Origin of the sequence: Acinetobacter sp. YH12096 (assembly GCF_013419215.1) — a bacterium.
Classification (GTDB): Bacteria; Pseudomonadota; Gammaproteobacteria; order Pseudomonadales; family Moraxellaceae; genus Acinetobacter; species Acinetobacter amyesii.
Genome location: NZ_VPAM01000038.1, coordinates 1 through 22,059, shown reverse-complemented (window position 1 = coordinate 22,059; position 22,059 = coordinate 1). Strand labels below are relative to the sequence as shown.

21 protein-coding genes and 3 pseudogenes are annotated in these 22,059 nt (G+C 39.4%); 11 read left to right on the top strand and 13 right to left on the bottom strand.

The window, feature by feature from the left end; translation table 11 throughout:
- The first annotated feature begins 9 nt into the window (after positions 1-9).
- Together FTU36_RS13915 and FTU36_RS13910 are read left to right on the top strand one after the other, a co-directional pair.
- Entirely contained in the window at positions 10-552 is a 543-nt protein-coding gene (locus FTU36_RS13915) for a hypothetical protein (protein ID WP_180048778.1), read from the top strand.
- A gap of 130 nt (positions 553-682) precedes the next feature.
- Positions 683-1,039: a DNA transfer protein p32 gene (locus tag FTU36_RS13910; protein ID WP_078192840.1), complete on the top strand. Its 357-nt coding sequence runs from the start codon at positions 683-685 to the stop codon at positions 1,037-1,039.
- A 50-nt stretch (positions 1,040-1,089) separates the two neighbouring features.
- On the opposite strand, the gene FTU36_RS13905 is transcribed toward FTU36_RS13910, so the two are convergent.
- Positions 1,090-1,572, bottom strand: coding sequence for a DUF4442 domain-containing protein (locus FTU36_RS13905; protein ID WP_180048779.1), 483 nt, complete (start codon positions 1,570-1,572; stop codon positions 1,090-1,092).
- 128 nt (positions 1,573-1,700) lie between these two features.
- Between FTU36_RS13905 and FTU36_RS13900 the strand changes: the two genes are divergently transcribed.
- The 7 genes and pseudogenes from FTU36_RS13900 to FTU36_RS13875 all read left to right on the top strand — a co-directional run bounded on the left by FTU36_RS13900 (position 1,701) and on the right by FTU36_RS13875 (position 7,909).
- On the top strand, positions 1,701-2,576 hold the full coding sequence (locus tag FTU36_RS13900) for an alpha/beta fold hydrolase (protein ID WP_180118315.1): 876 nt from the start codon (positions 1,701-1,703) through the stop codon (positions 2,574-2,576).
- Between the two features lie 94 nt (positions 2,577-2,670).
- Positions 2,671-2,868, top strand: a pseudogene (locus FTU36_RS16905) (sodium:proton antiporter); the annotation flags it as partial.
- Positions 2,869-2,994: 126 nt separating this feature from the next.
- Positions 2,995-4,038 (top strand): annotated as a pseudogene (locus FTU36_RS13895) (Na+/H+ antiporter NhaC family protein); the annotation flags it as partial.
- A 310-nt stretch (positions 4,039-4,348) separates the two neighbouring features.
- On the top strand, positions 4,349-4,939 hold the full coding sequence (locus FTU36_RS13890; protein WP_180118311.1) for an OmpW family protein: 591 nt from the start codon (positions 4,349-4,351) through the stop codon (positions 4,937-4,939).
- A gap of 156 nt (positions 4,940-5,095) precedes the next feature.
- Positions 5,096-5,443 carry a lysozyme inhibitor LprI family protein gene (locus tag FTU36_RS13885; protein ID WP_078189819.1) on the top strand — a complete coding sequence of 116 codons (348 nt, stop codon included), beginning with the start codon at positions 5,096-5,098 and terminating at the stop codon, positions 5,441-5,443.
- A 117-nt stretch (positions 5,444-5,560) separates the two neighbouring features.
- A complete protein-coding gene (gene htpG / locus FTU36_RS13880) occupies positions 5,561-7,480 on the top strand; it encodes a molecular chaperone HtpG (RefSeq protein WP_180118309.1) in 1,920 nt (639 codons plus the stop codon).
- A 153-nt stretch (positions 7,481-7,633) separates the two neighbouring features.
- Positions 7,634-7,909, top strand: a complete 276-nt coding sequence (locus tag FTU36_RS13875; RefSeq protein WP_180048782.1) for a hypothetical protein — start codon at positions 7,634-7,636, stop codon at positions 7,907-7,909.
- Between the two features lie 67 nt (positions 7,910-7,976).
- Here the strand turns inward: FTU36_RS13875 and FTU36_RS13870 are convergent, their stop codons facing one another.
- The 5 genes from FTU36_RS13870 to FTU36_RS13850 form a co-directional block, all read right to left on the bottom strand.
- Positions 7,977-9,137, bottom strand: a complete 1,161-nt coding sequence (locus FTU36_RS13870) for a hypothetical protein (RefSeq protein WP_180118307.1) — start codon at positions 9,135-9,137, stop codon at positions 7,977-7,979.
- A 98-nt stretch (positions 9,138-9,235) separates the two neighbouring features.
- Complete coding sequence (locus FTU36_RS13865; protein ID WP_180118305.1) at positions 9,236-10,684, bottom strand: hypothetical protein; 1,449 nt, start codon at positions 10,682-10,684, stop codon at positions 9,236-9,238.
- A gap of 11 nt (positions 10,685-10,695) precedes the next feature.
- Complete coding sequence (locus FTU36_RS13860; RefSeq protein ID WP_180007056.1) at positions 10,696-10,875, bottom strand: hypothetical protein; 180 nt, start codon at positions 10,873-10,875, stop codon at positions 10,696-10,698.
- A gap of 351 nt (positions 10,876-11,226) precedes the next feature.
- The gene (locus FTU36_RS13855) at positions 11,227-11,436 is read right to left on the bottom strand and encodes a hypothetical protein (protein ID WP_373686366.1); all 210 of its coding nucleotides are present in this window, start codon (positions 11,434-11,436) and stop codon (positions 11,227-11,229) included.
- Between the two features lie 213 nt (positions 11,437-11,649).
- Positions 11,650-11,898, bottom strand: a complete 249-nt coding sequence (locus tag FTU36_RS13850; RefSeq protein WP_218946142.1) for a glycine zipper domain-containing protein — start codon at positions 11,896-11,898, stop codon at positions 11,650-11,652.
- Positions 11,899-12,135: 237 nt separating this feature from the next.
- Here FTU36_RS13850 and FTU36_RS13845 point away from each other — a divergent pair, with 237 nt between their 5' ends.
- Entirely contained in the window at positions 12,136-12,336 is a 201-nt protein-coding gene (locus tag FTU36_RS13845) for a dodecin family protein (RefSeq protein ID WP_067761311.1), read from the top strand.
- A 76-nt stretch (positions 12,337-12,412) separates the two neighbouring features.
- On the opposite strand, the gene FTU36_RS13840 is transcribed toward FTU36_RS13845, so the two are convergent.
- The 5 genes from FTU36_RS13840 to ompR all read right to left on the bottom strand — a co-directional run bounded on the left by FTU36_RS13840 (position 12,413) and on the right by ompR (position 17,991).
- Positions 12,413-13,099, bottom strand: coding sequence for a DsbA family protein (locus tag FTU36_RS13840; protein WP_111885832.1), 687 nt, complete (start codon positions 13,097-13,099; stop codon positions 12,413-12,415).
- A gap of 149 nt (positions 13,100-13,248) precedes the next feature.
- Complete coding sequence (locus FTU36_RS13835; protein ID WP_078189811.1) at positions 13,249-13,668, bottom strand: GNAT family acetyltransferase; 420 nt, start codon at positions 13,666-13,668, stop codon at positions 13,249-13,251.
- Positions 13,669-13,795: 127 nt separating this feature from the next.
- On the bottom strand, positions 13,796-15,313 hold the full coding sequence (locus FTU36_RS13830) for an acetyl-CoA hydrolase/transferase family protein (RefSeq protein WP_180118319.1): 1,518 nt from the start codon (positions 15,311-15,313) through the stop codon (positions 13,796-13,798).
- Positions 15,314-15,519: 206 nt separating this feature from the next.
- Entirely contained in the window at positions 15,520-16,980 is a 1,461-nt protein-coding gene (locus tag FTU36_RS13825; RefSeq protein ID WP_111885830.1) for an ATP-binding protein, read from the bottom strand.
- 246 nt (positions 16,981-17,226) lie between these two features.
- Complete coding sequence (gene ompR, locus FTU36_RS13820) at positions 17,227-17,991, bottom strand: two-component system response regulator OmpR (protein ID WP_078189809.1); 765 nt, start codon at positions 17,989-17,991, stop codon at positions 17,227-17,229.
- Positions 17,992-18,326: 335 nt separating this feature from the next.
- Between ompR and FTU36_RS13815 the strand changes: the two genes are divergently transcribed.
- A complete protein-coding gene (locus FTU36_RS13815; protein WP_180118303.1) occupies positions 18,327-20,687 on the top strand; it encodes a Tex family protein in 2,361 nt (786 codons plus the stop codon).
- 39 nt (positions 20,688-20,726) lie between these two features.
- On the opposite strand, the pseudogene FTU36_RS13810 reads toward FTU36_RS13815, so the two are convergent.
- Positions 20,727-21,047, bottom strand: a pseudogene (locus FTU36_RS13810) (ATP-binding protein); the annotation flags it as partial.
- A gap of 52 nt (positions 21,048-21,099) precedes the next feature.
- Positions 21,100-21,771: a hypothetical protein gene (locus FTU36_RS13805; protein ID WP_180118301.1), complete on the bottom strand. Its 672-nt coding sequence runs from the start codon at positions 21,769-21,771 to the stop codon at positions 21,100-21,102.
- Between the last annotated feature and the right edge of the window lie 288 nt (positions 21,772-22,059).

Sequence of the window (22,059 nt, the reverse complement as noted above, 5' to 3'; positions counted from 1 at the left end):
GGTCTTTTGATGAAATTCGCACAACAATTATTCGCAGTTTCTGCATTATTCAGCTCATTGACAGCGATTGCTGCACCTATGCCCAATTCGATTGTGGTAGAAGATAAAGCTGTAGTTCCGGTATTAAAAACAGAAGTGATTCGCCGTGTTGCAGGTCAAGAACCTGTACGCCAAGTAACTGCAACAGTGTTAGAAATGACCAATAAAGGTCAGGATATCGTGGCACGTGAAATTGAACTTTCAGATCACCAAAGTGATTTTTCTGAAAAGAAATTATCGATTCCAGTAGTACAACGTGGTGGTGTCATCATCCCGACTTCTAAAATTGAAACCAAGACTACGGTGAAGCAGGACGGTCAGATTATTCGTCAAAACACCAATATTGATGCAGAAGGTGTAGAGTTTAAGAAAGGGCAGGAACCGATTAAACGCACGCTAAAACTAGATCAGGCAACAGATCCAGAAAGCAAAGCCAAACTCTCTCATGCTGTGCTGACTGAAAATGGTGAAACCACAAAAGATTTGATGATTTTGGATGAAAACCCTGAGTGATTCGTGAGCGATTAGGCGTGGTTTTTTACAAAATGCAGCATTTATGCTCCAAGCCGTAACAAGCTATGTTTAATTGTTTCATATAATGGTTTTAGAATCATAGGTATTGAAGAAGACAAGGTACATCACAATGAAAAAAGTAATGAGCGTATGCGCAGTCGCGATGATGTCGACCCTAATGCTTGCTGGTTGTGAAAGCATGTCGCCAAATGAACAACGTATTGGTGCTGCAGCTTTAGGTGGTGCCATTGGTGGTGGTGTGGGTAATAACGTCGGTGGTGGTGTAGGTGCAGCCGTTGGTGGTGGTGCTGGTGCAGCTGTCGGTAGTAAAACTCAAAACGGTTCAAACCGAAATGCCACATATAGTGGTGTAGGTGGTGCGATTGGTTCTGCAGTCGGTAAAAGTATCTTTGGTGGTAACACCGGTGCTGCGATTGGTGGTGCAATCGGTGGTGGCGCAGGTGCTGCAATTGAGCAAAATCGCTAATCCAATCCGCTAAAATTGAATGAAAAGGCGCTTAAAGATAAGCGCCTTTTTTATTTGCGTGGACGGGGTTGTTTGCGACGAATGTATAGCGTTTTTTGAATTTCAGCGATACGTAAGCCTGCTTCATCAAAAATATTTAAGCTATAGTTCCGTAAAACAGGTGCGTGGTTATCTGCTAAGTTTTTAATATGATTGATTTCATTTGGGGCGAGCTGGATGTCAGCGTATACCGTTCCACGCCCGGGAGATAAAAATTGGATATTTGCCGCTTTGTCCCACACGATATAACGTGAGCCAAGGTGATGCATCAAAATCAACATATAAAATGGGTCAACCATTGAATAAAGACTACCGCCAAAATGTACACCGACGATATTTTGATTTTTACGAGTTAATGGCATTTTGACGCGAATGTGATAATTGGCGAGATCAATTTTATCAATCGAAATGCCAGCACCTTTATAAGGGGCATAATGATTGAGTAAGAATTTAGAGACAATAGGCATTGTCATTATTTTCTGGATTATGCTCATACTGGGTCAATTTTTTTTTATGCTGAACTTTGCATACTAAATGAGTTTCCAAACTGTGGCATTGATCACATTGCCCATGTTCACAAATAAAACGTCAATTCGATGGAATCGATAAAAGGACAAGAAGAATGCAACCACTAAATACGCAATGGGTGAATACCACAGATCAACAACGGCTCTATGTGAAGACATGGGGTGATGAAACAAAGCCAGCATTGGTTTTGGTTCATGGTTATCCTGATAATCAGGAAGTATGGGAACCGGTTATTGAACATCTTATTGCTGAATTTTATATCGTCACCTATGACGTGCGAGGTGCAGGGCAGTCCTCTGTGCCCCGTAAAATACGAGATTACCGTTTAGAACAACTTTCACTTGATTTGGATAGTGTGACGCAAGCGGTATTAGGCGAGCGTAGTTTTCATTTGGCCGCGCATGATTGGGGCTCTATCCAATCTTGGGAATCGGTAACTGAGCCAAAATTTCGCTCACGTATTTTGTCTTATTCAACTATTTCTGGGCCATGTTTGGATCATGCGGCATTTTTGCTCAGAAATAGCTTTAAGCATCAGCAGAAAAAATTACTCAAATTATTAAGTAAGTCATGGTACATCGGGGTATTCCAATTACCATTTTTGGCACCGACGGCGTGGCATTTTTTGAATGCTGAACGTTGGGGAAAAATTGTGAATGATTTAGAACGTACTCAAGAATTGCCTTTGAATCATAATATTCAGCATGATGGTAAACACGGTATTGCGCTTTACCGTGCTAATTTTATTCCCCGCTTAACTCAGCCTAGACAACGTTATGCCGTCTGTCCTGTACAAGCGATTGTGTTGAAACATGATAATTTTGTCAGTCCAGATTACATTAAAGAATTACCTAATTGGGTTGAAGATTTATCTGTAGTTGAAGTCAATGCCAATCATTGGGCCGTGCTGAGCCAACCCGAAAAAATTGCAAGTTACATCGCTCAATTTGCGCAATCACAGCAGCTTTAAGTAAATCGTTCAACAGTGGCAGTTTCATCGATAGGGGGCTAAATAGCGAACAAACTCTGATAAAATAGTATTTTTCTTTATCTCTTTTTTTCTTATGTTCGCTATTCTTGCTGCAATTACAGTCATGTTTGGGCTGTCACTGGCTCGTGTGCCTGTTGTATTTGCATTGATTATTGGTGCAGTGACTGGTGGTTTATTGGCCGGTCTTGGTCTTCATGGAACCATTGAAGCTTTCAACAGCGGCTTAGGTAATGGTGCTCAGATTGCACTAGCTTATGGTGTATTAGGTGCATTTGCATTGGCTTTAGCACGTTCAGGTTTGCCAGATTTATTGGCTTATCAAATGATTACGAAGCTGAAAGGCTCAAGTAATATTAAATCGCAAAATCGTGTGAAATATGTGATTTTTGCAACTGTAGCTATTGCCGCTATTTGCTCTCAAAATGTAGTTCCTGTACATATTGCATTTATTCCTGTTTTGATCCCACCATTACTCAGTGTATTTAACCATCTTAAGCTTGACCGTCGCTTAATTGCTTGCGTGTTGACCTTTGGTTTGGTGGGAACCTATATGTTGGTTCCTTTTGGTTTTGGTGCCATTTTCTTGAATGATATTTTGGGACAAAACATTAATACCTTTGGTAAGCCTTATGGTTTCAATATTAGCTATGACCAAATACCTCGTGCGATGGCCATTCCTGTATTTGGTATGTTTATAGGTTTATTGATTGCGATTTTTTATACTTACCGTAAACCAAGGGAGTATGAAAATCTCCAAGTTGAGCAAACACATCATACAATTGCCGGCACTGTAGAAAGTGATGAAATGGGTAAACCGCAAGTTGCTCGTTTCACTATTATCATGGCAGGCGTAGCGATCGTTGCAACTTTAGTTGCACAGTTATATTCCGATTCAATGATCCTTGCTGGTTTAGTAGGTGTTGGTATTTTAAGTTTTGCAGGCATCTTTAAATGGAAAGAAGCAGATGATGTGATCATTACAGGTATGCGTATGATGGCATTGGTTGGCTTTATTATGATTGCGGCTCAAGGGTTTGCATCGGTAATCAATGCGACGAACCAAGTCCCTGCATTGGTAGAGGCATCTGTGCAATGGATTGGTGATAGTCAAGGTCTAGCTGCATTTTGGATGCTATTGATAGGGCTATTAATTACCTTAGGTATTGGTTCTTCATTCTCAACAATCCCAATTTTGGCCATTATTTATGTACCACTTTGTATTCAATTTGGTTTTAGTCCAATGGCGACTATTGCGTTGATTGGTACAGCAGCGGCATTAGGTGATGCGGGTTCTCCGGCCTCGGACTCGACATTGGGTCCAACATCTGGCTTAAATATGGATGGTCAACATGATCATATGAAAGACAGTGTGGTACCAACTTTTATTCATTACAATATTCCGTTAATGATTTTTGGTTGGATTGCAGCGATGGTACTTTAAATTTTTTAAATATAAAAATGCTTAAAAAGGTGATTATATAATCACCTTTTTTATTGTTTAAATCTGAGGGTTTTGCTTGGATTAAAATAATAAGTATGATTAATTCTGATTAAAAAGGTTGGTATATAATAAATGATAAATTAATAAAAATTATGAAAAAATAAAACCAACTTATATGCTATGATTAAAATAAATAATCATATATAACAGTAATTTATATAATAATGTAAGAGTTTATAAAATAATAATGTTGCATAATTTTAATACTAATGTTTAATATTAATTATTCATTCTAGAAGGTTGCTTTAAAATGTTAAAACAAGCTGCTCTTATTGCATTATTGGGTGTGTCTGCTTCAGCGATGGCCGGAGGTTGGCAAGTGAAAGTTGGTGCTTCTGTAATCGCGCCTACAGCAGATTCTGATATCCGAGACGGTGCTGCGACTGTAAAAGCAGACAATGAATATGCATTTACACCATCGGTGGAATATTTCTTTAACGACAACATTTCAGCAGAATTGCTTTTGGCAACTCCAATCAATCATGATGTGCTGTTAAACGGTGAAAAGGCTGTTAAGCTTAAACACTTACCGCCAACGATTACTGCGAAATATAATTTCAAAAACTCTACACGTTTCACACCATATATCGGTGTGGGTGGTACAGCATTTGTTGCTTGGGATGAAGAATCAGATTTAGGTAAAGTTAAAGTAAAAGAAGACTTTGGTTTTGCAGGTCAAATCGGCTTTAATTACCAGCCAGCTGATGCTAAAAATTGGGGTGTTTTCTTTGATGCGCGTTATGCACAGATCAGTCCAGAAGTTGAAATTAAAGGTGTTACAACTTTTGATTTAGATATCGATCCAATGGTGTATACAATTGGTTATAGCTACAAATTCTAAAGCGTAACTGATCTTAAAACCCTGCCATTAGGCAGGGTTTTTTATGCAGCATATTCCATTCATCAGTTGATCGAATTGAACAAATAGGCAATAGAAAATTTAGGTAGAAGTGTTAGAGTCGAGATAAATCAGCAAGTTGGATGAAGAGAAAAGACGATGAAAAAAATTATTCAGGGTATGCTGGTCTTGGGCAGTGCTTATTTTATTTCGACAAGTTATGCCGCAAGTTTTGATTGTAAAAAGGCGAAAACCATTACCGAACATGCGGTTTGTGATAACCGTAGTATTAATGATGCCGATGTCAAAATGGCAACAACCTATACGATTATTCGTCATTTGGTTCCCATGGGGACACGTGGTGCAATTCAAGATCAACAAATAAAATGGCTACAACTACGCGATCAGTGCCGTGACAATGTCAGTTGTTTAAGTGATGTATATAAAATGCGGCAGCAAAAACTGGATCTCTACATGGACCGCGTTTATAAACAAGGACCTTTTTAAACCTTAAAATTTAGTGCGACAGAATAAAAATTTTCCATTCACACTATTGAAAAATAGTGAAGTCCCTCCATTCATATAGGCAATTGATAATTTTACTCAGTATGAACGGAGAGACTGATGAGCGAACAACAATCTCAAAAACACAGCTTCCAAGCGGAAGTGGCTCAGTTACTGCATTTAGTAACACATTCTTTATATTCAAATCCTGAAATTTTCCTTCGTGAGTTAGTATCAAACGCATCTGATGCCTGCGATAAATTACGTTTTGAAGGCATTAACCATCCTGAATATTATGAAAATGATCCAGATTTACATGTGCGTATTCATTTAAATAAAGAGCAGAAGACAATTACCATTTCGGATAATGGTATTGGTATGACACAACAAGAAGCGATTGATCATTTGGGTACGATTGCTAAGTCTGGCACTAAAGATTTTATGTCGAAGCTTACGGGTGATCAAAAGTCAGATGCACAATTGATTGGTCAATTTGGTGTGGGCTTCTATTCAGGTTTTATTGTTGCTGAAAAAATTACAGTGGAATCACGTCGTGCTGGGGTAAATGCCGCTGAAGGGGTACGTTGGGTTAGTAATGGTACAGGTGAGTTTGATGTAGAGCCAATTGATAAGGCTTCACGTGGAACCGACATCATTTTGCATTTACGCGAGGATGCTTTAGATTATTTAGATCGTTACAAAGTTAAGCAGATTATTAATAAATACTCTGATCATATTAGTTTGCCAATTGAGATGCAGAAAGAAGTTTGGCAACAAGAGGAAGCTGCCGAAGGCGAAGAAGCAAAACCTGGTCAATATGTACTGACGGATGAGTGGGAAGCGATTAACTCAGCAAGTGCATTATGGACGCGTAATAAAAATGAGATCAGTGAAGAACAATATACTGAGTTTTATAAAAACCTGAGCCATGATTTTGAAGCTCCGCTTGCATGGACACACAACCGTGTAGAGGGAAGTACGGAATATACACAGTTACTTTATATTCCATCTCGCGCACCAAGCAATATTTTTACACGTGAAGCTAAAGCAGGAATTAAGCTCTATGTGAAACGTGTATTTATCATGGATGATGCGGATAATTTGATTCCAAATTATTTACGTTTTGTTCAAGGTGTGGTTGATAGCGCAGACTTACCACTTAATGTAAGCCGTGAATTATTACAAGAAAGTCGCGACGTGAAAACGATTCGTGAAGGTAACGCCCGTCGTATTTTGACCGTACTTGATGCTTTGGCAAAATCAGAAGATGCTGCAGATCAAGAAAAATTTAAAACCTTCTATGCAGAATTTGGTTCAGTTTTAAAAGAAGGACTGGGCGAAGATATGGCAAACCGAGAGCGTATTTTAAAATTGTTACGTTTTGCCACTGCCAGTAACGATGAAGTCGTGACGTCATTGACGGACTATAAAGCCAACATGAAAGAAGGCCAAAAGGCAATTTACTATGTGACTGCTGATAGTTTGAATGCAGCGAAAAACTCTCCGCAACTTGAATTGTTCAAGAAAAAAGGTATCGAAGTGCTGCTCATGACTGAACGAGTGGATGAGTGGGCGATGGAATTTGTTTTTGAGTTTGATGGAACACCATTACAAAACGTCGCTAAAGGTGCGGTTGATTTAGGTGACTTGCAAGATGCTGAAGAGAAAAAAGCACTTGAAGCCGCAGCGGAACAATTTAAACCAGTGGTTGAAAAATTGTCAGCATCGCTCAAAGATAAAACTTCAGTGGTTCGTGTAACCACACGCTTAGTTGATTCTCCTGCATGTTTGGTGGTGGCTGAAGGTGAGTTATCACCTCAGTTGGTTCGCATGCTAAAACAAGCAGGACAAGCGGTTCCAGAGTCAAAACCGGTCTTGGAAATCAATCCATCCCATCCGTTGGTGCAAAAATTAGAAAGTTCGGCGCAGTTTGATGACTTAGCAAATGTTATTTTTGATCAGGCGTTGATTGCTGAAGGTGGTTTACCCGAAGATCCTGCCCAATATATCAAACGGATTAACAGCTTATTGCTGAAGTAACGGTAGATATGAAATGAACCTCCTTCGGGAGGTTTTTTATTTGGTTTTTCGATAGAGCACATGAATAAAAACGTCCATGTTTTAATCTTTAAAATAAATTAAAAATAAATAATTAATCTATAATAACGATCATTAAGTATTGGGAATCTTAAGATGAAAATTTTAGTGATCGCTGTAATGGGCTCGCTGCTGTCTATGGGCCTCATGCAATCTGCTCAGGCAGACAGCTCTAAGCAAAAAATGGTGCGTAATGACCGTGTGCAGGTTTCAAAACAAATCGCACAATATGATATCAATCCTTTTGTAGATAGTCGCCGTGTGATGCGAAATGATCGTATTCAGTATAGTTTTCCTAAAGTGAAAAAAGTCGCTGAAAAACAGCCGAGTATTGTACGTAATGATCGTGTGCGTGTGATTAAGAAAAATTGAACCTGAGTAATTAAAAAAAGCCCATCCTGTTGAGATGGGCTTTTTATTCGCTGTGAAATAGAGGGTATTAGAACAAGGCTTCAAGGCGCACTAAAGCGCCCACAAAGTGGCTTTTATCGTCACGATGGTTGTTGAGGTAGTTGAGATCACCTTGGATATAAAACCATTCGCGCAGAAAGGGCTGTCGCCATGATACATAGGGTCCCCAACTGTTTAAACGCAGTTGATCGTTATTGTAAAAACCACCTGTATACAGTCCGTAGTTGAATCGGTTACCTTTAAAAAATTGGTGTTGGCGGTAACTGAAGTTATCCCATTTCAGATCATCATCCTGTGCATCTGCATAAGTCAGGTTGAATTGGTTTGAGATAAAGGGTTGGCCTGGACGGGCATGGGTTAATTCTAAATTGGTTCTCAGATAATTTTCACTGTCGATGCCATAGCGATAAATTTGTTCGGCTAAAAAGCTAAAGTCGTTGTCGAGTTGCCATTTTTTAGCTGCTTTTAAGCGGACATATAGGTCATCTCCAGATCGTAAGCCGAGATCGACATCGGTTTCAAATGGAAGCCGATCTGAAATTTCAGACCAACGTAACGCGAGCGAACTGTTGTCATCCCGCGCTTGCTTATTGTCATAATGTTTATCGTTTCGTCCATCCGGATTTTCATTGGTAATCGCGGCATTATTTTCAAGCTCATTATCCAAAGAGTCATCACCAAACACGACGCTTAACTTTTTCTCCAAGGTCGGGAGTTTAATTTTTCCTCGTATACGTGGCTTAATTTCGTAACCGTCATGTTTATCCCAGCTGTTATCTAAAATGACCTGTAGGGTTGCATTGGCAGGCTTTTCTGGCTCACTTTTCCCAAACCAATGGTCCATTTTGACTGCAGTGCGATCTGCCCATTGACGAACTTTTTTTTGTTGCTTATCGGTCCAGCTATTACTTTCCGTTTGTTCTGTTGTCGGAACAATGGGGTGATCTGATTGTTCAGGTAAGAAGGTCGGTGTTGCATCAATCCAACGTGGAATTTGATCTAAAAAATCATAGGTCTTTGGCGTGATATACGGTGAATTTTGGTCAGTTACAGGCACATCCTGCGAATGTTCACCCTCAGTTTCATTGACGACAGCATCAGTTTCATTGGCCCAAGCAACTTGATACATCAAGCTCATTGATGCGGAAAAAAGCAAAGTCCGAATAAAGTACTGTTGTTTTTTATGCATATGTTTTGGCTCTATTTAATTATCATCTGAGTATCCTGCATCTGTAGTTTTGTTATTTTTGTCGGATAAATGCAAGCCAAACTACAAAATAAATGCAATTATTCTTCGGTCATTTGCTTAAGTGCTTGATAAAGCGAAATCACATCAATGGGTTGAGGCAATTGTTGGATCACATTTTGGATGCTCTGCCAATTTAAACCTTGCTGTCGATGGAGGATCAAATAGGGAAGGGCTTGTTCGGTACGCAAGAGTGCCATGCGTTTTTGACCGTGGATTAACCGTATTTTTTGACGTTCTTGTAATAATAACAACGGGGTATGTAGCGTCGGTTCAGGTTCATCAAAATGAATGAATTTTTGCGTATGAATTAATTGTGCCGGGATAAAGGGGTAATAGTCGTTTTGCGACCAAATCATTTCAGCCTGCTGAGACTGTTGATAGAGCTGATCAGGTTCAGCACAGAGTTGTTCTAGATTGTCCCAGGTCATGACTTTAATCGCAGCAAGTTCATGTTGATGTTGTTGGCAAAACAGCTGAGAGAGTCGAATGGCTTCCATTTGCGTTTGCGCACCAAACAACAAGAGATATTTGATGAAGCGACCTTCGATATTGATTTGCTCTGCTAAATACAGTGGCTGGTTTTTCCAATCTGTACCATCTGTCGTATGCAATAGAACATCAAGTTGCGTTGTGAGTTCAGGCTGATCTATAAACTGCAATTCATACAAGGCCAATTGCGCATCGATGTTTTGCAGCGTTTGAACGCGAGCGGTATATTGAGCGATTGGAACCTGTTCAGGAAGTTCAACGCCTGCCATTGTCGAGTTGAGATGTTCCTCCGATGGGGCATGTGTTGGCTGCTCAATTAGAACAAGAGGAACGGTATCAGGTGCAGAAAGCTCTGGTTTATTTGTATTTGAGTTATCAAGCAACGTATCCGCTTCATTGATTTGCTTATCGCAATGATCTAGATCGACAGAACCGTCTTTATTTATCGCTTCAATTGGCAGTAGGTCGTCCACACTTGCGGCAACACAGCTTGGCGCTGTAATGATTTCATCCTTTAGGCGTAAGGTATGTAGACTTAGATCGGTATCACTGATTAAACATTTATATAGCTGTTGTTGTTCAATTAACCAATCATAGCATTCGTTAAAATTGCCCCATTCACTGAGTAAAGCCGTGCGCTGTTTGGCTGGAATCATCCACACTTGCCAACCTAATTCATGGTCATGCAGCAAGGCCCAACCCATCTCTGGATATTGATATAAAGCATTTTCAAGTGCAGCATCATGGTTAAAATAGCCACGAAATAACAATGAATATGGCGTTTGTTTGGAAAATTCAGTGGCAGCCATTTGTGGCTTAGTTAATGCACGATAACTTAATATTTGCTTTTGAAAAATCGGTTCATCGCATAAGGCAAAAATTTCATGAATCCGACGTTTAGAAAGCGCAGTTTCATAAAAACTCAAAGCACGATGTTCAAGTTGATGGGTCAGTACATGGATTTCTTTTATTAATTGTACTTTGTCTTGTAAATTCATTTGTCCACTTCCTAAAGGACTTTTTGTGCTTTTTCTAAATATTTAGCCAATACAATATTGGTTGCAAGTTCTACTAATTTATATTCAGCCGAATTCGGGTTTCGATATGTATTGGCCAATTCAATCAGGTGCTCAATATCTATGACCTGCGGTGAAATTTTTCCTTGTATCAGTGCCTGAAGTTCTTGCATAGGACAATGTAAATTTAAAAATAAAGAAGTCGATTAGTTCATTTGATTATAGAGATTTCATTAAAAAAAACATGGAAATAAATGTCAGCTTCTACAAATTAAGCGTTAAATATGACAATTAATGCGCATTTTGTTTAAAAATAATACCAAATCATTAGCTTAAAGATACGCTTTGCAAATTTTATCGCGGCATAGTTGGATCAATTTTTTTGAAGTCATCATCAGCGATCGAGCGCTTTTAGATGTTCATTTTTAATGTTAAGTAAAGAATAAAGCCCAAAGTAAAGGCACATAAAATAAAAAACCGATGGTGGGAGCCATCGGTTTTTTTATGGAAAAATCAGCTAAAAATTAAGCTTTTTTTTCTGTGTTTGTTATAACTTCAGTTGTATCAGCAGCTGGAGCTTGGCTCTCTGCATTGGCAGTTTCAGCAGTTACAGCTTTTTTTACTGGAAAATCTGGTACGTAAACGATTTGTGCAGAAACAGTTGCAGAAAGCGCCATCACAGCAACAGCCATAGCATATTTGATTGCGTTCATTTGTGTATTCCTATCAATCATTAGTAACTCAAAAATTGAGTCAGGGAGAAAATTAATCACTTGAATTTATGTGAAAATAATATCAAAAAATAATCAATTAAAAATGATCGATTCGGCAACACAAGATAAATGGTAGGATTTAATATTTATATAAAACAGTCTATTAGAGTTATTGCTCTAGAGTTTTTATTAGCTGAGTGACAGCGGCGTATCACTCAGATATAGATGAAAAATCTATGAATGTTTGGCACATTTCTTTTCATAGACTTTGCCTGCGATACCACCAATAATGGCACCACTAATAGTACCAAAAACAGGCAATATACTGCCTGCAACAGCTCCGATCGCAGCACCTTTGACGGTCGGAGAAAAACGTGAGAGAAAGCTATTCTTCCCTGTTTGCGACTCGTTGGTGGTTGTTTGAGGGGTTGTATTGGTAGATAGTTCGGTTTCAGCAGAAGTTGCTTGAGGTTCAATAGTCATGACATTACTCCCGAGCATGATCGTTTGAAGAATGAAGCTTTTAGCCTAATCGGTAGTGGCCTTGGCTTAAACAGAAAGCATGTAATAAATGATGGTCAGTTTGTAATCCCTCGAAGTGGAATTCACTCCTGTGTAAGACATGTAATATTTTGCTGTTTTGATGTTTAAAAAATAACCAAAATAAGTGACTTAATCATATGATGAAGATTCAAAATCATAACAATGAGGATAAATACAATGTCTGTTGCTAAAGTCGTTGAAGTAAATGCAAGTAGCACAAAAAGTTTTGAAGATGCAATCCAAACGGGAATTAATAAAGTCACTGAAACCGTAAAGAACGTTCAGGGTGCATGGATTAATGAACAAAAAGTTGTGGTGAAAGACAATAAAATTGCGGAATATCGAGTGAACTTAAAAATCAGCTTCTTGGTGGAATAAGTTTCATTTTATTGATGTTAAAAACTGATCATAAAAAATCCCCGAAGTTCGGGGATTTTTGATTGAACGCGCTGAATTATTTTTCAGGTGTTTCACAGCTTTCATCATTACAGACAGGTGTAGGAGCAAGCTCAGGGAGTTCCGCAGCTTTGTCCATCACTTTTTTAAATACATCTTTCGGTTGAGCGCCTGCTAAAGCAATGCGTTGCTCAAACACAAAGAACGGTACACCCGTAACTTTAAGTTGATCGCGTGCTACTTCTTCGTCGTATTTGACGAAATCAGCAAATTCATCTGAGTCTAATAAGTCATCGACTTCAACAGGGTTTAGACCAATACGAGATGCAACGTCTTCTAAGGTTTCACGTTCACCAATGGCCAAGCCTTGCGTCATATAGCTATAGAAGAAAGCTTCTTTGGCTTCACTGCCGAGACCTTTGCTTTGTGCAAGATGAATCAAGCGGTGCGCGTTGAAAGTATTGCCTGAATTGGCTTTTTGCCAGTTAAATTCAATACCTTCAGCTTTTGCCATTTCGGCGATATTGCGCTGCATTTCTTCAACTTCTTCAATACTGCGGCCATATTTTTGAGCTAGACGTTCAGTATTAGAAATTTCTAGGCGAGCGGGCGCATCTGCGTCAAGTTGATAGCTATGCCAAAACACTTCAAGCTCTACACCCGATTCTTCGGCAGCAGCTTCAAGGCGTTTTTTCGCAATATAACAAAATGGGCAAACCACGTCTGACCAGATATCTACACGCATGGGAAATCTCTTTTCTATGTTCTGGGAAAATGATGGGGGCAAATCCTAAAATTTAAAGCCAAGCAATGCAATCCATTTTTGTTTCGATGGCGCAATGTCGGTTTTTTTTTGATTTTGTTACAAGGATTGAATGAAGATTTGTCGAACGATTAATCCGTGATTAAACGTTTACCCAAACAAATCACTTCAACCTCTTCATAGCCCAATTGTTCATAAAAATTTTGTACGTCAATGTTGTCTTGGCGAATCAGTAATTGAAGTTTTGGGCAGCCTAAAGCAATTAAGCGTTTTTCTAATTGTTGAATGAGGGCGGTAGCGACGCCATTACGTTGAAAATGTGGATGTACGGCAAGATAATTGACCCAGCCTCGGTGTCCATCATAGCCACCCATGACAGTTGCAATCAGTTGATCATCTTTGACCGCCAACAAGAATAATTGATCACGTTGAGCCAATTTTCGAAATATATCAATTTCAGGGTTATTCCATGGGCGGGTCAGATCACACAGTTCCCAAAGTGCAATCACATCATCTAAATCAGATTCGAGATAGGGGCGGATAATAAACATAATTTTTGTTTTAGCATGTATTTTGACCAATTTAGATTAGTCGAGTTTTGCAGACTTGATAAGTCATATTGAAAAATAAAAGCCATAAAAAAACGCTCCGAAGAGCGTTTTTTTAGTTCACTGTCAATTAAGCAGTTTTCACTTCAGGTTGAGCAGCTAACATATGGCCGTTCTCTTCGAAGTTGATGTGCCAAGACAATGCTTCACGTAGAAGGTGAGGTGTTTGACCACCTTTTGCACATGCACGGTCGAAGTAATCGTTCAATGCTGCACGGTAGCTTGGGTGAGCACAGTTGTCGATTACAGCACGAGCACGTTCACGTGGGGCAAGACCACGTAAGTCAGCAAGACCTTGTTCAGTAACCAAGATGTCAACGTCGTGTTCTGCATGGTCAACGTGAGAAGCAAATGGAACAACAGAAGAAATGTCGCCACCTTTTGCAATTGATTTAGTCACGAAGATCGCCAAGTGCGCATTACGTGCGAAGTCACCTGAACCACCAATACCGTTCATCATTTTTGTACCGCAAACGTGAGTCGAGTTCACGTTACCGTAGATATCAAACTCAAGTGCTGTGTTGATACCGATAATACCTAAACGACGTACAAGTTCTGGGTGGTTAGAAATTTCTTGTGGACGTAATACAAGTTTGTCTTTGTATTGTTCAAGGTTATTAAATACTTTTTCGCCATATTTCGCAGAAAGCGTAATAGAAGAACCTGAAGCAAATTTCATTTTGCCTGCGTCGATCAATTCAAATGTACAGTCTTGAAGTACTTCAGAGTACATGATCAAGTCTTCAAAGTTTGAATCTTTAAGACCAGTCAATACTGCGTTTGCAATTGAACCAATACCTGCTTGTAATGGACCTAGGTTTTTCGGTAAACGACCTTCAGCGACTTCTTTTTCAAAGAAAGTGATCAGGTGGTTTGCAATACCTTGAGTTTCATCATCAGGGGCAGTAACTGTAGATGGAGAGTCATGCAATTCGTTGTTAAATACGATACCTACGATTTTTGAAGGATCGATGTTGATTGCATGTGTACCAATACGTTCATCAACATGAGTCAATGGAATAGCTTGACGTGTTGGACGATATGTTGGGATATAAATATCGTGTAAGCCTTCAAATGCTGGGCTTAAGTTGGTGTTAATTTCAACAATCACTTTTTCAGCAAAAATTGCGAAGCTTGCAGAGTTACCTACAGAAGTTGTAGGGATGATGCCACCATCTTCAGTGATCGCAACAGCTTCAATAATTGCTACATCAGGCTTTTTAAGCTGAAGGTTACGCATTTGTTCAACTGTTTCAGACAAATGCTGATCGATGAACATTACTTCGCCTTTGTTGATCGCTTTACGTAATGTATTGTCTACTTGGAACGGTAAACGACGAGCAAGAACACCTGCTTCAGTCAATTTTTTGTCCAAATCGTTACCCAAGCTCGCGCCAGTAATTAGGGTAATTTTAAGAGGATTAGCATGAGCCTGTTGAACCAACGCTAAAGGTACAGCTTTCGCTTCACCTGCGCGTGTGAAACCACTCATACCTACCGTCATACCATCCTGAATGAATTCAGCAGCTTTTTCTGCGCTGATAACTTTGTCGTGAAGGGCAGCTAAACGGATGCGATCTAAAGACATCATATACTCTCGTGAAATTCTCAAAACTGATACGGATTGTACCGATCAAAAAAGCCATTTTGCATACCTGTTAGGCTAAGGTCTAATTTTTTGAAAAAATGTGGGTATAAGATTTTATTATGTTTTTTAAACTACTGAATAATAAAGTTAAAAATATCAATGGTTAAAGCTTAAACAAAACTGTTCGTTGCTTTTTTGAACGCTTGTTAAAAGCGTTCAGTTAAACTTTGCTTAATTTTTTCCAATGGGCTGTTGTTTAATATTTCATCATTTTCGAGTTTTTGCAGTGGTAAAGAAATGATCGCTTCGAGTCCACCTTCTGCTCGATTGTGAATTGAAAGTTGACCTTCGTGAATATCCACAATACGTTTTACAATGGCTAAACCGAGTCCACTGCCTTGAATGGTACGTGCATCATTACCACGTACAAAAGGTTGCATCAGGTCTTCAATTTGGTCTTCTGGAATCCCTTCGCCATTATCGGCAACGCGAATTTGAATATGGTCGCCTTCATATTCGGTAGACAGTTCAATTGGCTCGGCACCATAGCGTTTTGAGTTATTGATTAAATTGCCTATTAGCCGTTTTAACGACAGGCTGCGTGCTTGAATAATCGGTAAGTCTTGGGGTTCAAAGCGAATATCTAAGGGTTTAAATTGAATCACTAATTCCTGCAATAACGCATTTAAATCGGTATCTTGCGGAACTTCATCTGAACCATCTCGCATATACGAAATGAACTGATTCAGAATCGCATCCATATCTTCAACATCATAGATCAGACCTTCTTTTAGAAAGTCATCATCAGGCATCATTTCTGCGCTGAGTCGAATACGGGTCAGCGGAGTACGCAAATCGTGGGAAATACCGGCCAACATAATACGACGGTCACGTTCAGTTTGTTCCAGCGTGTAGACCATGTGGTTAAAGGCTTGGTTCACTTCACGAATTTCTTGTGGCCCATGGTTGGTTTCTAAATAGGGGGCAGTGCCGTGTTTACTGTAGTTGTTGGCCGCATCTTGTAAACGTTTTAGCGGACGGTTGAGCTGACGAACCAAGGTTAAAATAATGATGCCGGCAATTAGAGGAATACCCAATAACCAGCCTAAAATCAGCTCTGCGCTATAGTTGGCATAGGTTTTTAAAGGCTCGCGAACCCAGTTGCCATTCATTTCTGGAGTTTGAATCCAGATGCGTGGGTCAGGTTTAAATTGGAAATACACGGTCGCATTATCAATGCGCATTTCTTTGGCCAGTTTCTTTTCAATTTGATTGGTAAAGAACTCTGCAATGACTTTGTCTTTGACATTGGGGAATTCTTTCGGATCGGTCACATATTCGATCCCGACACGGTTGCGCATCCAGTCGTCGACATCCACTTCGGCATTGTTATGAAAAATCCGTAAATCAGGATTGTTAATGATTTCAAGCTCGACCGCGAGGTAACGAGCATGTTGTTGAATTTCGGGTAAATAGAGTGTGCGCCAAAAGAACCATAAGGACATAAACAGGCTAAAAAACACCACAAATAAGACCAATACGGTGGTCCGCATGGCTGCAGAGCGGGGTTTGATTTTATCGAGGAAGCGTTCCCAAGGTGTCCGTTTTTTTTCGGAGTAGGTAACGTAGTCGGTAAATTCCTGTGGGTCGATGGGTTCGAGTTTCACGCAGAATCCTTTAAGCAAATTTTTTGAAAGGCAGTTTTTATTCTTTGCGATGGAATCTTACTGCTGGAACGTTCTTTGGGAGGAGTTCGTTATGTTACTTTTTAAAAAAGTAACCAAAATTTTTGCCATTCGCTGAACTCGCGCACATTACTTTTATTCATTCAATTTTAAGTGACTCAGACAGCAGCGAATGGCATTTCCGGACATGAGGTACGGTGGCTCGATTCTCAGGTCTTATTTTATGGCTTATTCAGCACCATCTGGAACAAAGACATAACCTACGCCCCAAACAGTTTGAATATAGCGCGCACGTGCTGGGTTTTCTTCAACCAAACGACGCAGGCGAGAAACCTGAACGTCAATTGAACGTTCCATAGCACCCCATTCACGACCACGAGCAAGATTCATTAACTTGTCGCGTGTCAGTGGTTCACGTGGGTGTTGAACTAATGCTTTGAGTACGGCAAATTCACCCGTTGTTAATGTGACGACTTGACCTTCACGGGTTAATGTACGAGTAGACAGGTCGAGTGACCAAGGACCAAAAGACACCACTTCCATTTGTTGGCTTGGTGCGCCCGGAACTTCACGCACTTGACGACGTAATACGGCACGAATACGTGCCAAAAGCTCATTCGGGTTGAATGGTTTTGGTAAATAGTCATCTGCACCGGCTTCAAGTCCAGCAATACGGTCTGAATCGCTACCACGAGCGGTCAGCATAATGATCGGGGTGTCGATGCTAGATTGGCGCAGACGGCGGCAAATACTCAAGCCATCTTCAACAGGCAACATAAAGTCGAGCACAATCAGGGAAAAGAGTTCCCGCTGCAACAGACGATCCATCTGAGTCGCATCATGTGCGGTTTTGACAACAAAACCTTTATCTTCTAGGAAGCGTTGTAAGAGGGTGCGTAGACGCACATCATCATCGACAACCAGAATGCGTTCGACTCGGTCGGTTTCGGCTTGTACGGCATCTGTTTTTTCAGCAGGTACAACTAAACTCATGACGTGCTCCTTATTCTTTATTGTCATCGTAAACAAAAAGTCGATTTCACTTGAGTATACGATTCATTTATATAAATTTACTATGCTCTAAAGCAACAAATATTGCAGTTAAAATCAAGACATAGATACCAAATGTATACATGTTGTTCGAATCAGTTTGCTTGTCTAAGTCTCGCTAATTTGCTGTTTCATAGTCAGTTTCGTAAAAAAATGTGTATTTGAGATGAATTGGCATTAAAAACCACGAATAAATTTATAAAAACAATTGTGGATTTTATGGTCTTGGTCTTTATAATCATGGCTTTTAGAACTTATCCTTGCAGGGATCTAATACGATGACTGACTTAGTTCAGCAGTTGGCAAAAGAAATTGCCGTACGTCCAAATCAAATTGAAGCTGCCATCAAGCTCATTGATGAAGGTGCCAGTGTTCCATTTATCGCACGTTACCGTAAAGAAGTGACGCAAGGTCTGGACGATACTCAATTACGTCAGCTTGATACACGTCTGACTTACCTGCGTGATTTATTTGAGCGCCGTGAAAAGGTAATCGAATCTCTAAAAGAACAAAACAAGTTATCTGATGACTTACTTGCTCGCGTGAATGCAGCAGAAACTAAAAATGCTTTAGAAGAGATTTACGCACCGTACCGTCCAAAACGTACCAGTAAATCATTTAAAGCCAAAGAAGCGGGTTTAGGCCCAATCGCTGAAAAAATCTTTAATGAAGCGGTTGATCCAACCGAAGCTTTAGCGGGTTTTAGTCATGAAGATTATGCTGATGTTGAAAGCCAATTAGACGCGATTCAACACATTTTAATTGATGACTGGGCACAAAATATTGCATTAACCACTGAGCTAAAAGCGACATTTGCGAAAACTGCAGTGTTGAAAAGTTTAGTTGCAAGTGATGAGAAAAAGGAAGTCGGTAAAAAATTCCGTGATTACTTTGATTTCTCTGAAAGCTTAAACAAAGTCCCTTCACACCGTTTACTGGCGATGCTCCGTGGCCGTCAAGAAAATGTCTTGGGCTTAAAAGTCGATGGTGAAGATGAAGCACCATTGGTTCGTATTGAAACTGAATACAATATAGAAACAGCTCAGCCACAAGCGCGTGCAGATTTTTTAAAACAAACTGCAAAATTGTTCTGGCTCGGTAAAGTTCGTCCTGCGATTGAACATTCATTATTGACTGAAAAACGTTTGGCTGCTGAAGCTGAAGCGATGGATGTCTTTGCTGAAAATCTACGTCATTTATTACTTTCTGCTCCTGCAGGCGCACGCTGCACCTTGGGTGTAGACCCAGGCATCCGTACGGGTGTGAAATTGGCTGTTGTGAATGCATCAGGTGATGTTCTTGCACATAGCACGATTTACCCATTTGCTCCGAAAGAAGACAAAGCTGGTTCAGTGGCTGAACTTGCGCGCCTTTGCCGCGAATTCAATGTTGAATTAATTGCGATTGGTAATGGTACTGCAAGCCGTGAAACTGAAGCGGTTGTGGCTGAAATGATGGCAGCAAATACAGACTTAAACTTGATTCGTGTGTCGGTATCTGAAGCAGGCGCGTCGGTTTACTCAGCATCTGAATTGGCGTCACAAGAGCTTCCAGAGTTGGATGTTTCAATTCGCGGTGCTGTGTCGATTGCACGTCGTTTACAAGATCCATTGGCGGAGCTTGTGAAAATTGATCCTAAATCGATTGGTGTAGGTCAATACCAACATGACGTGAACCAAACCGGTTTGGCAAAAACACTAGAAGCAGTAGTTGAAGACTGCGTGAACTCAGTTGGTGTAGATGTGAACACTGCATCATCTGCAATTTTGGGTTATATCGCGGGTTTGAATAAATCAATTGCACAACAAATTGTGGATTTTCGTAAAGAAAATGGTCGTTTTGACAACCGCCAAAGTTTGAAAAAAGTTCCTCGTTTAGGCGAGCGGACCTTTGAACAAGCAGCAGGCTTCTTGCGTATTCAAGATGGTTCTGAGCCACTTGATGCTTCTGCTGTTCACCCTGAATCTTATGGTTTAGTAGAAAAAATTGTGGCAGCGAAAGCAACCACAGTCAAAGATATTATTGGTAATACTGAAATTATTCGCCAAGTAAACGCCGAAGAATTTGTGAATGATCAATTTGGTTTGCCAACGATTCAGGACGTTTTATCTGAACTTGAGAAACCAGGTCGTGACCCGCGTCCAGAGTTCCGTACGGCGAAGTTCCGTGAAGACATCACTGAAGTGGCTCAGTTGACTGAAGGTTTACAGCTTGAAGGTGTGGTTACAAATGTGACGAACTTCGGTGCATTCGTGGATGTGGGTGTACGCCAAGACGGTTTAGTGCATATTTCTGAACTTGCAAATGAATTTGTTGCAGATCCGCACAAAGTCGTGAAACCAGGTCAAATTGTTCAAGTTCGTGTCTTGAATGTCGATGTTGAGCGTAACCGTGTTAACTTGTCTATGCGTGCAGAAGGTGCTGCTGCAGCGAAATCACAACGTCAACCACGTCGTGACAATGTGCAGCAAGAACAACGAGGTGAGCGTAAGCCACATGCGAAACGTCCACAGCATGCCCGTCCGCAAGGCGACCGCCCGCAAAGTCATAAAAAACCTCAAGCAGCGAAACCACAAGAAAATAAAATTGGTGGTTTAGGTGCGTTGTTATTACAAGCAGGGATTAAAGGTTCGAAGTAATCTTTAACTGTTAAAAAAACCTCCCATTTGGGAGGTTTTTTATCTTTGATATTTTAATGTCACAATGAATGGGGCAAACCAAATATCCTGAAATATAAATTTAGAGCTTTTATCACTTTTTATATCGATTTCAATGTTATGACTATCACAAATCAGTTTGACAAAAAAAAGTCCATATCCGCCACCTTCACTATTAAAAGTTGATGCATTAAGTCCTCTATACTTTTTGATATATATTTTCTCAAGCTCTTCTTGTGTAACAAGAGGTCCAACAGAGTTAATTACAACTTCTGTCCAAAAGTTCGTTTTTTCAGTAAAAGTAACTTCCACTTCAGAATCTCTTGGAGAATATTTAATAGCATTTTCTAGAAGTAAGTAGGGTAAAAATCAAATACTTGATCTGCGTTTAAAGTTAAATGAGATGCACCTTTTTTATTGATTTTAATTTTTTTTCACGGGCGTAGCTAGCTAGGCATTTTATAGCTTTATCGAACTTTTTATATATGCCAATTTGATTTCTTGGTCTGTTTCTTATTAGATCTGGATTTTTTTCAATATCAAATATATTTAACCTAGTAGAAATAAGAGAACTACATGCAAATATATTTTGAAATTTATCTTGTAAATCGAATTTAGCTGAATCGTTTAAGAATAGTTCCTCACATATACGTTTTATTTGTTGATTAAATTTACGAATTTCATGTATCGAAAAATCGACTAAATCAGAGTCCTTATCATTAAGGAATGACTGATTAAGGTCAATTCGATTTAATTTAGTAATTGATTCTAAAAAATAACTTTCTGGAATTGTAGGGACATATCCATCTATTTTCTTAGGATGATAATTATTTTGTACTCTGATTCCACTATAAATTTTATTAGTTAATGGGTCTACGTAAGTTGTAAAGCTATATGGGCAAGAATGAAACCCTTTAATATTTTTAATTCCTTCATAAAATTTTTTACATGTTTTTTTCCCAGAATTAATATTACAAAAACGTGTTTTTTTAAAAAATATACCATCATGTAACATTTGTTGTTCACTTTCCCATTCAGGAAAAGGGGATAAAGATATTTCATCCATAAAAACTTTCCTTATGTGAGTAATAAAAATATTGAGCTTGCCGTTAAACTTTGTAAAATTGCCCTAACATCACTATTAACATTAATTTTAGAGATAAAATTACTAAAATTAATTTTATCTTTATTAACAATTGCTTTGATAAATTCTTGCTCTATTTGGGCTATTAGATCTCTTTCATAAATCAAAAAACGATCTTCTTTTTGGTTAATATTTGCACTCCGGATTTCTTAGCATTCGTGCATAATCTGCGGATGAAATACATCGATTCAAACAAGCTTTCTGATCCTC

Bases quoted from the DNA above. Each gene is read 5' to 3' on its own strand.
- FTU36_RS13915 (WP_180048778.1), top strand. From the start codon at position 10: ATGAAATTCGCACAACAATTATTCGCAGTTTCTGCATTATTCAGCTCA.
- FTU36_RS13910 (WP_078192840.1), top strand. From the start codon at position 683: ATGAAAAAAGTAATGAGCGTATGCGCAGTCGCGATGATGTCGACCCTA.
- FTU36_RS13905 (WP_180048779.1), bottom strand. From the start codon at position 1,572: ATGAGCATAATCCAGAAAATAATGACAATGCCTATTGTCTCTAAATTC.
- FTU36_RS13900 (WP_180118315.1), top strand. From the start codon at position 1,701: ATGCAACCACTAAATACGCAATGGGTGAATACCACAGATCAACAACGG.
- FTU36_RS13890 (WP_180118311.1), top strand. From the start codon at position 4,349: ATGTTAAAACAAGCTGCTCTTATTGCATTATTGGGTGTGTCTGCTTCA.
- FTU36_RS13885 (WP_078189819.1), top strand. From the start codon at position 5,096: ATGAAAAAAATTATTCAGGGTATGCTGGTCTTGGGCAGTGCTTATTTT.
- htpG (WP_180118309.1), top strand. From the start codon at position 5,561: ATGAGCGAACAACAATCTCAAAAACACAGCTTCCAAGCGGAAGTGGCT.
- FTU36_RS13875 (WP_180048782.1), top strand. From the start codon at position 7,634: ATGAAAATTTTAGTGATCGCTGTAATGGGCTCGCTGCTGTCTATGGGC.
- FTU36_RS13870 (WP_180118307.1), bottom strand. From the start codon at position 9,137: ATGCATAAAAAACAACAGTACTTTATTCGGACTTTGCTTTTTTCCGCA.
- FTU36_RS13865 (WP_180118305.1), bottom strand. From the start codon at position 10,684: ATGAATTTACAAGACAAAGTACAATTAATAAAAGAAATCCATGTACTG.
- FTU36_RS13860 (WP_180007056.1), bottom strand. From the start codon at position 10,875: ATGCAAGAACTTCAGGCACTGATACAAGGAAAAATTTCACCGCAGGTC.
- FTU36_RS13855 (WP_373686366.1), bottom strand. From the start codon at position 11,436: ATGATTGATAGGAATACACAAATGAACGCAATCAAATATGCTATGGCT.
- FTU36_RS13850 (WP_218946142.1), bottom strand. From the start codon at position 11,898: ATGACTATTGAACCTCAAGCAACTTCTGCTGAAACCGAACTATCTACC.
- FTU36_RS13845 (WP_067761311.1), top strand. From the start codon at position 12,136: ATGTCTGTTGCTAAAGTCGTTGAAGTAAATGCAAGTAGCACAAAAAGT.
- FTU36_RS13840 (WP_111885832.1), bottom strand. From the start codon at position 13,099: ATGCGTGTAGATATCTGGTCAGACGTGGTTTGCCCATTTTGTTATATT.
- FTU36_RS13835 (WP_078189811.1), bottom strand. From the start codon at position 13,668: ATGTTTATTATCCGCCCCTATCTCGAATCTGATTTAGATGATGTGATT.
- FTU36_RS13830 (WP_180118319.1), bottom strand. From the start codon at position 15,313: ATGTCTTTAGATCGCATCCGTTTAGCTGCCCTTCACGACAAAGTTATC.
- ompR (WP_078189809.1), bottom strand. From the start codon at position 17,991: ATGAGTTTAGTTGTACCTGCTGAAAAAACAGATGCCGTACAAGCCGAA.
- FTU36_RS13815 (WP_180118303.1), top strand. From the start codon at position 18,327: ATGACTGACTTAGTTCAGCAGTTGGCAAAAGAAATTGCCGTACGTCCA.
- FTU36_RS13805 (WP_180118301.1), bottom strand. From the start codon at position 21,771: ATGGATGAAATATCTTTATCCCCTTTTCCTGAATGGGAAAGTGAACAA.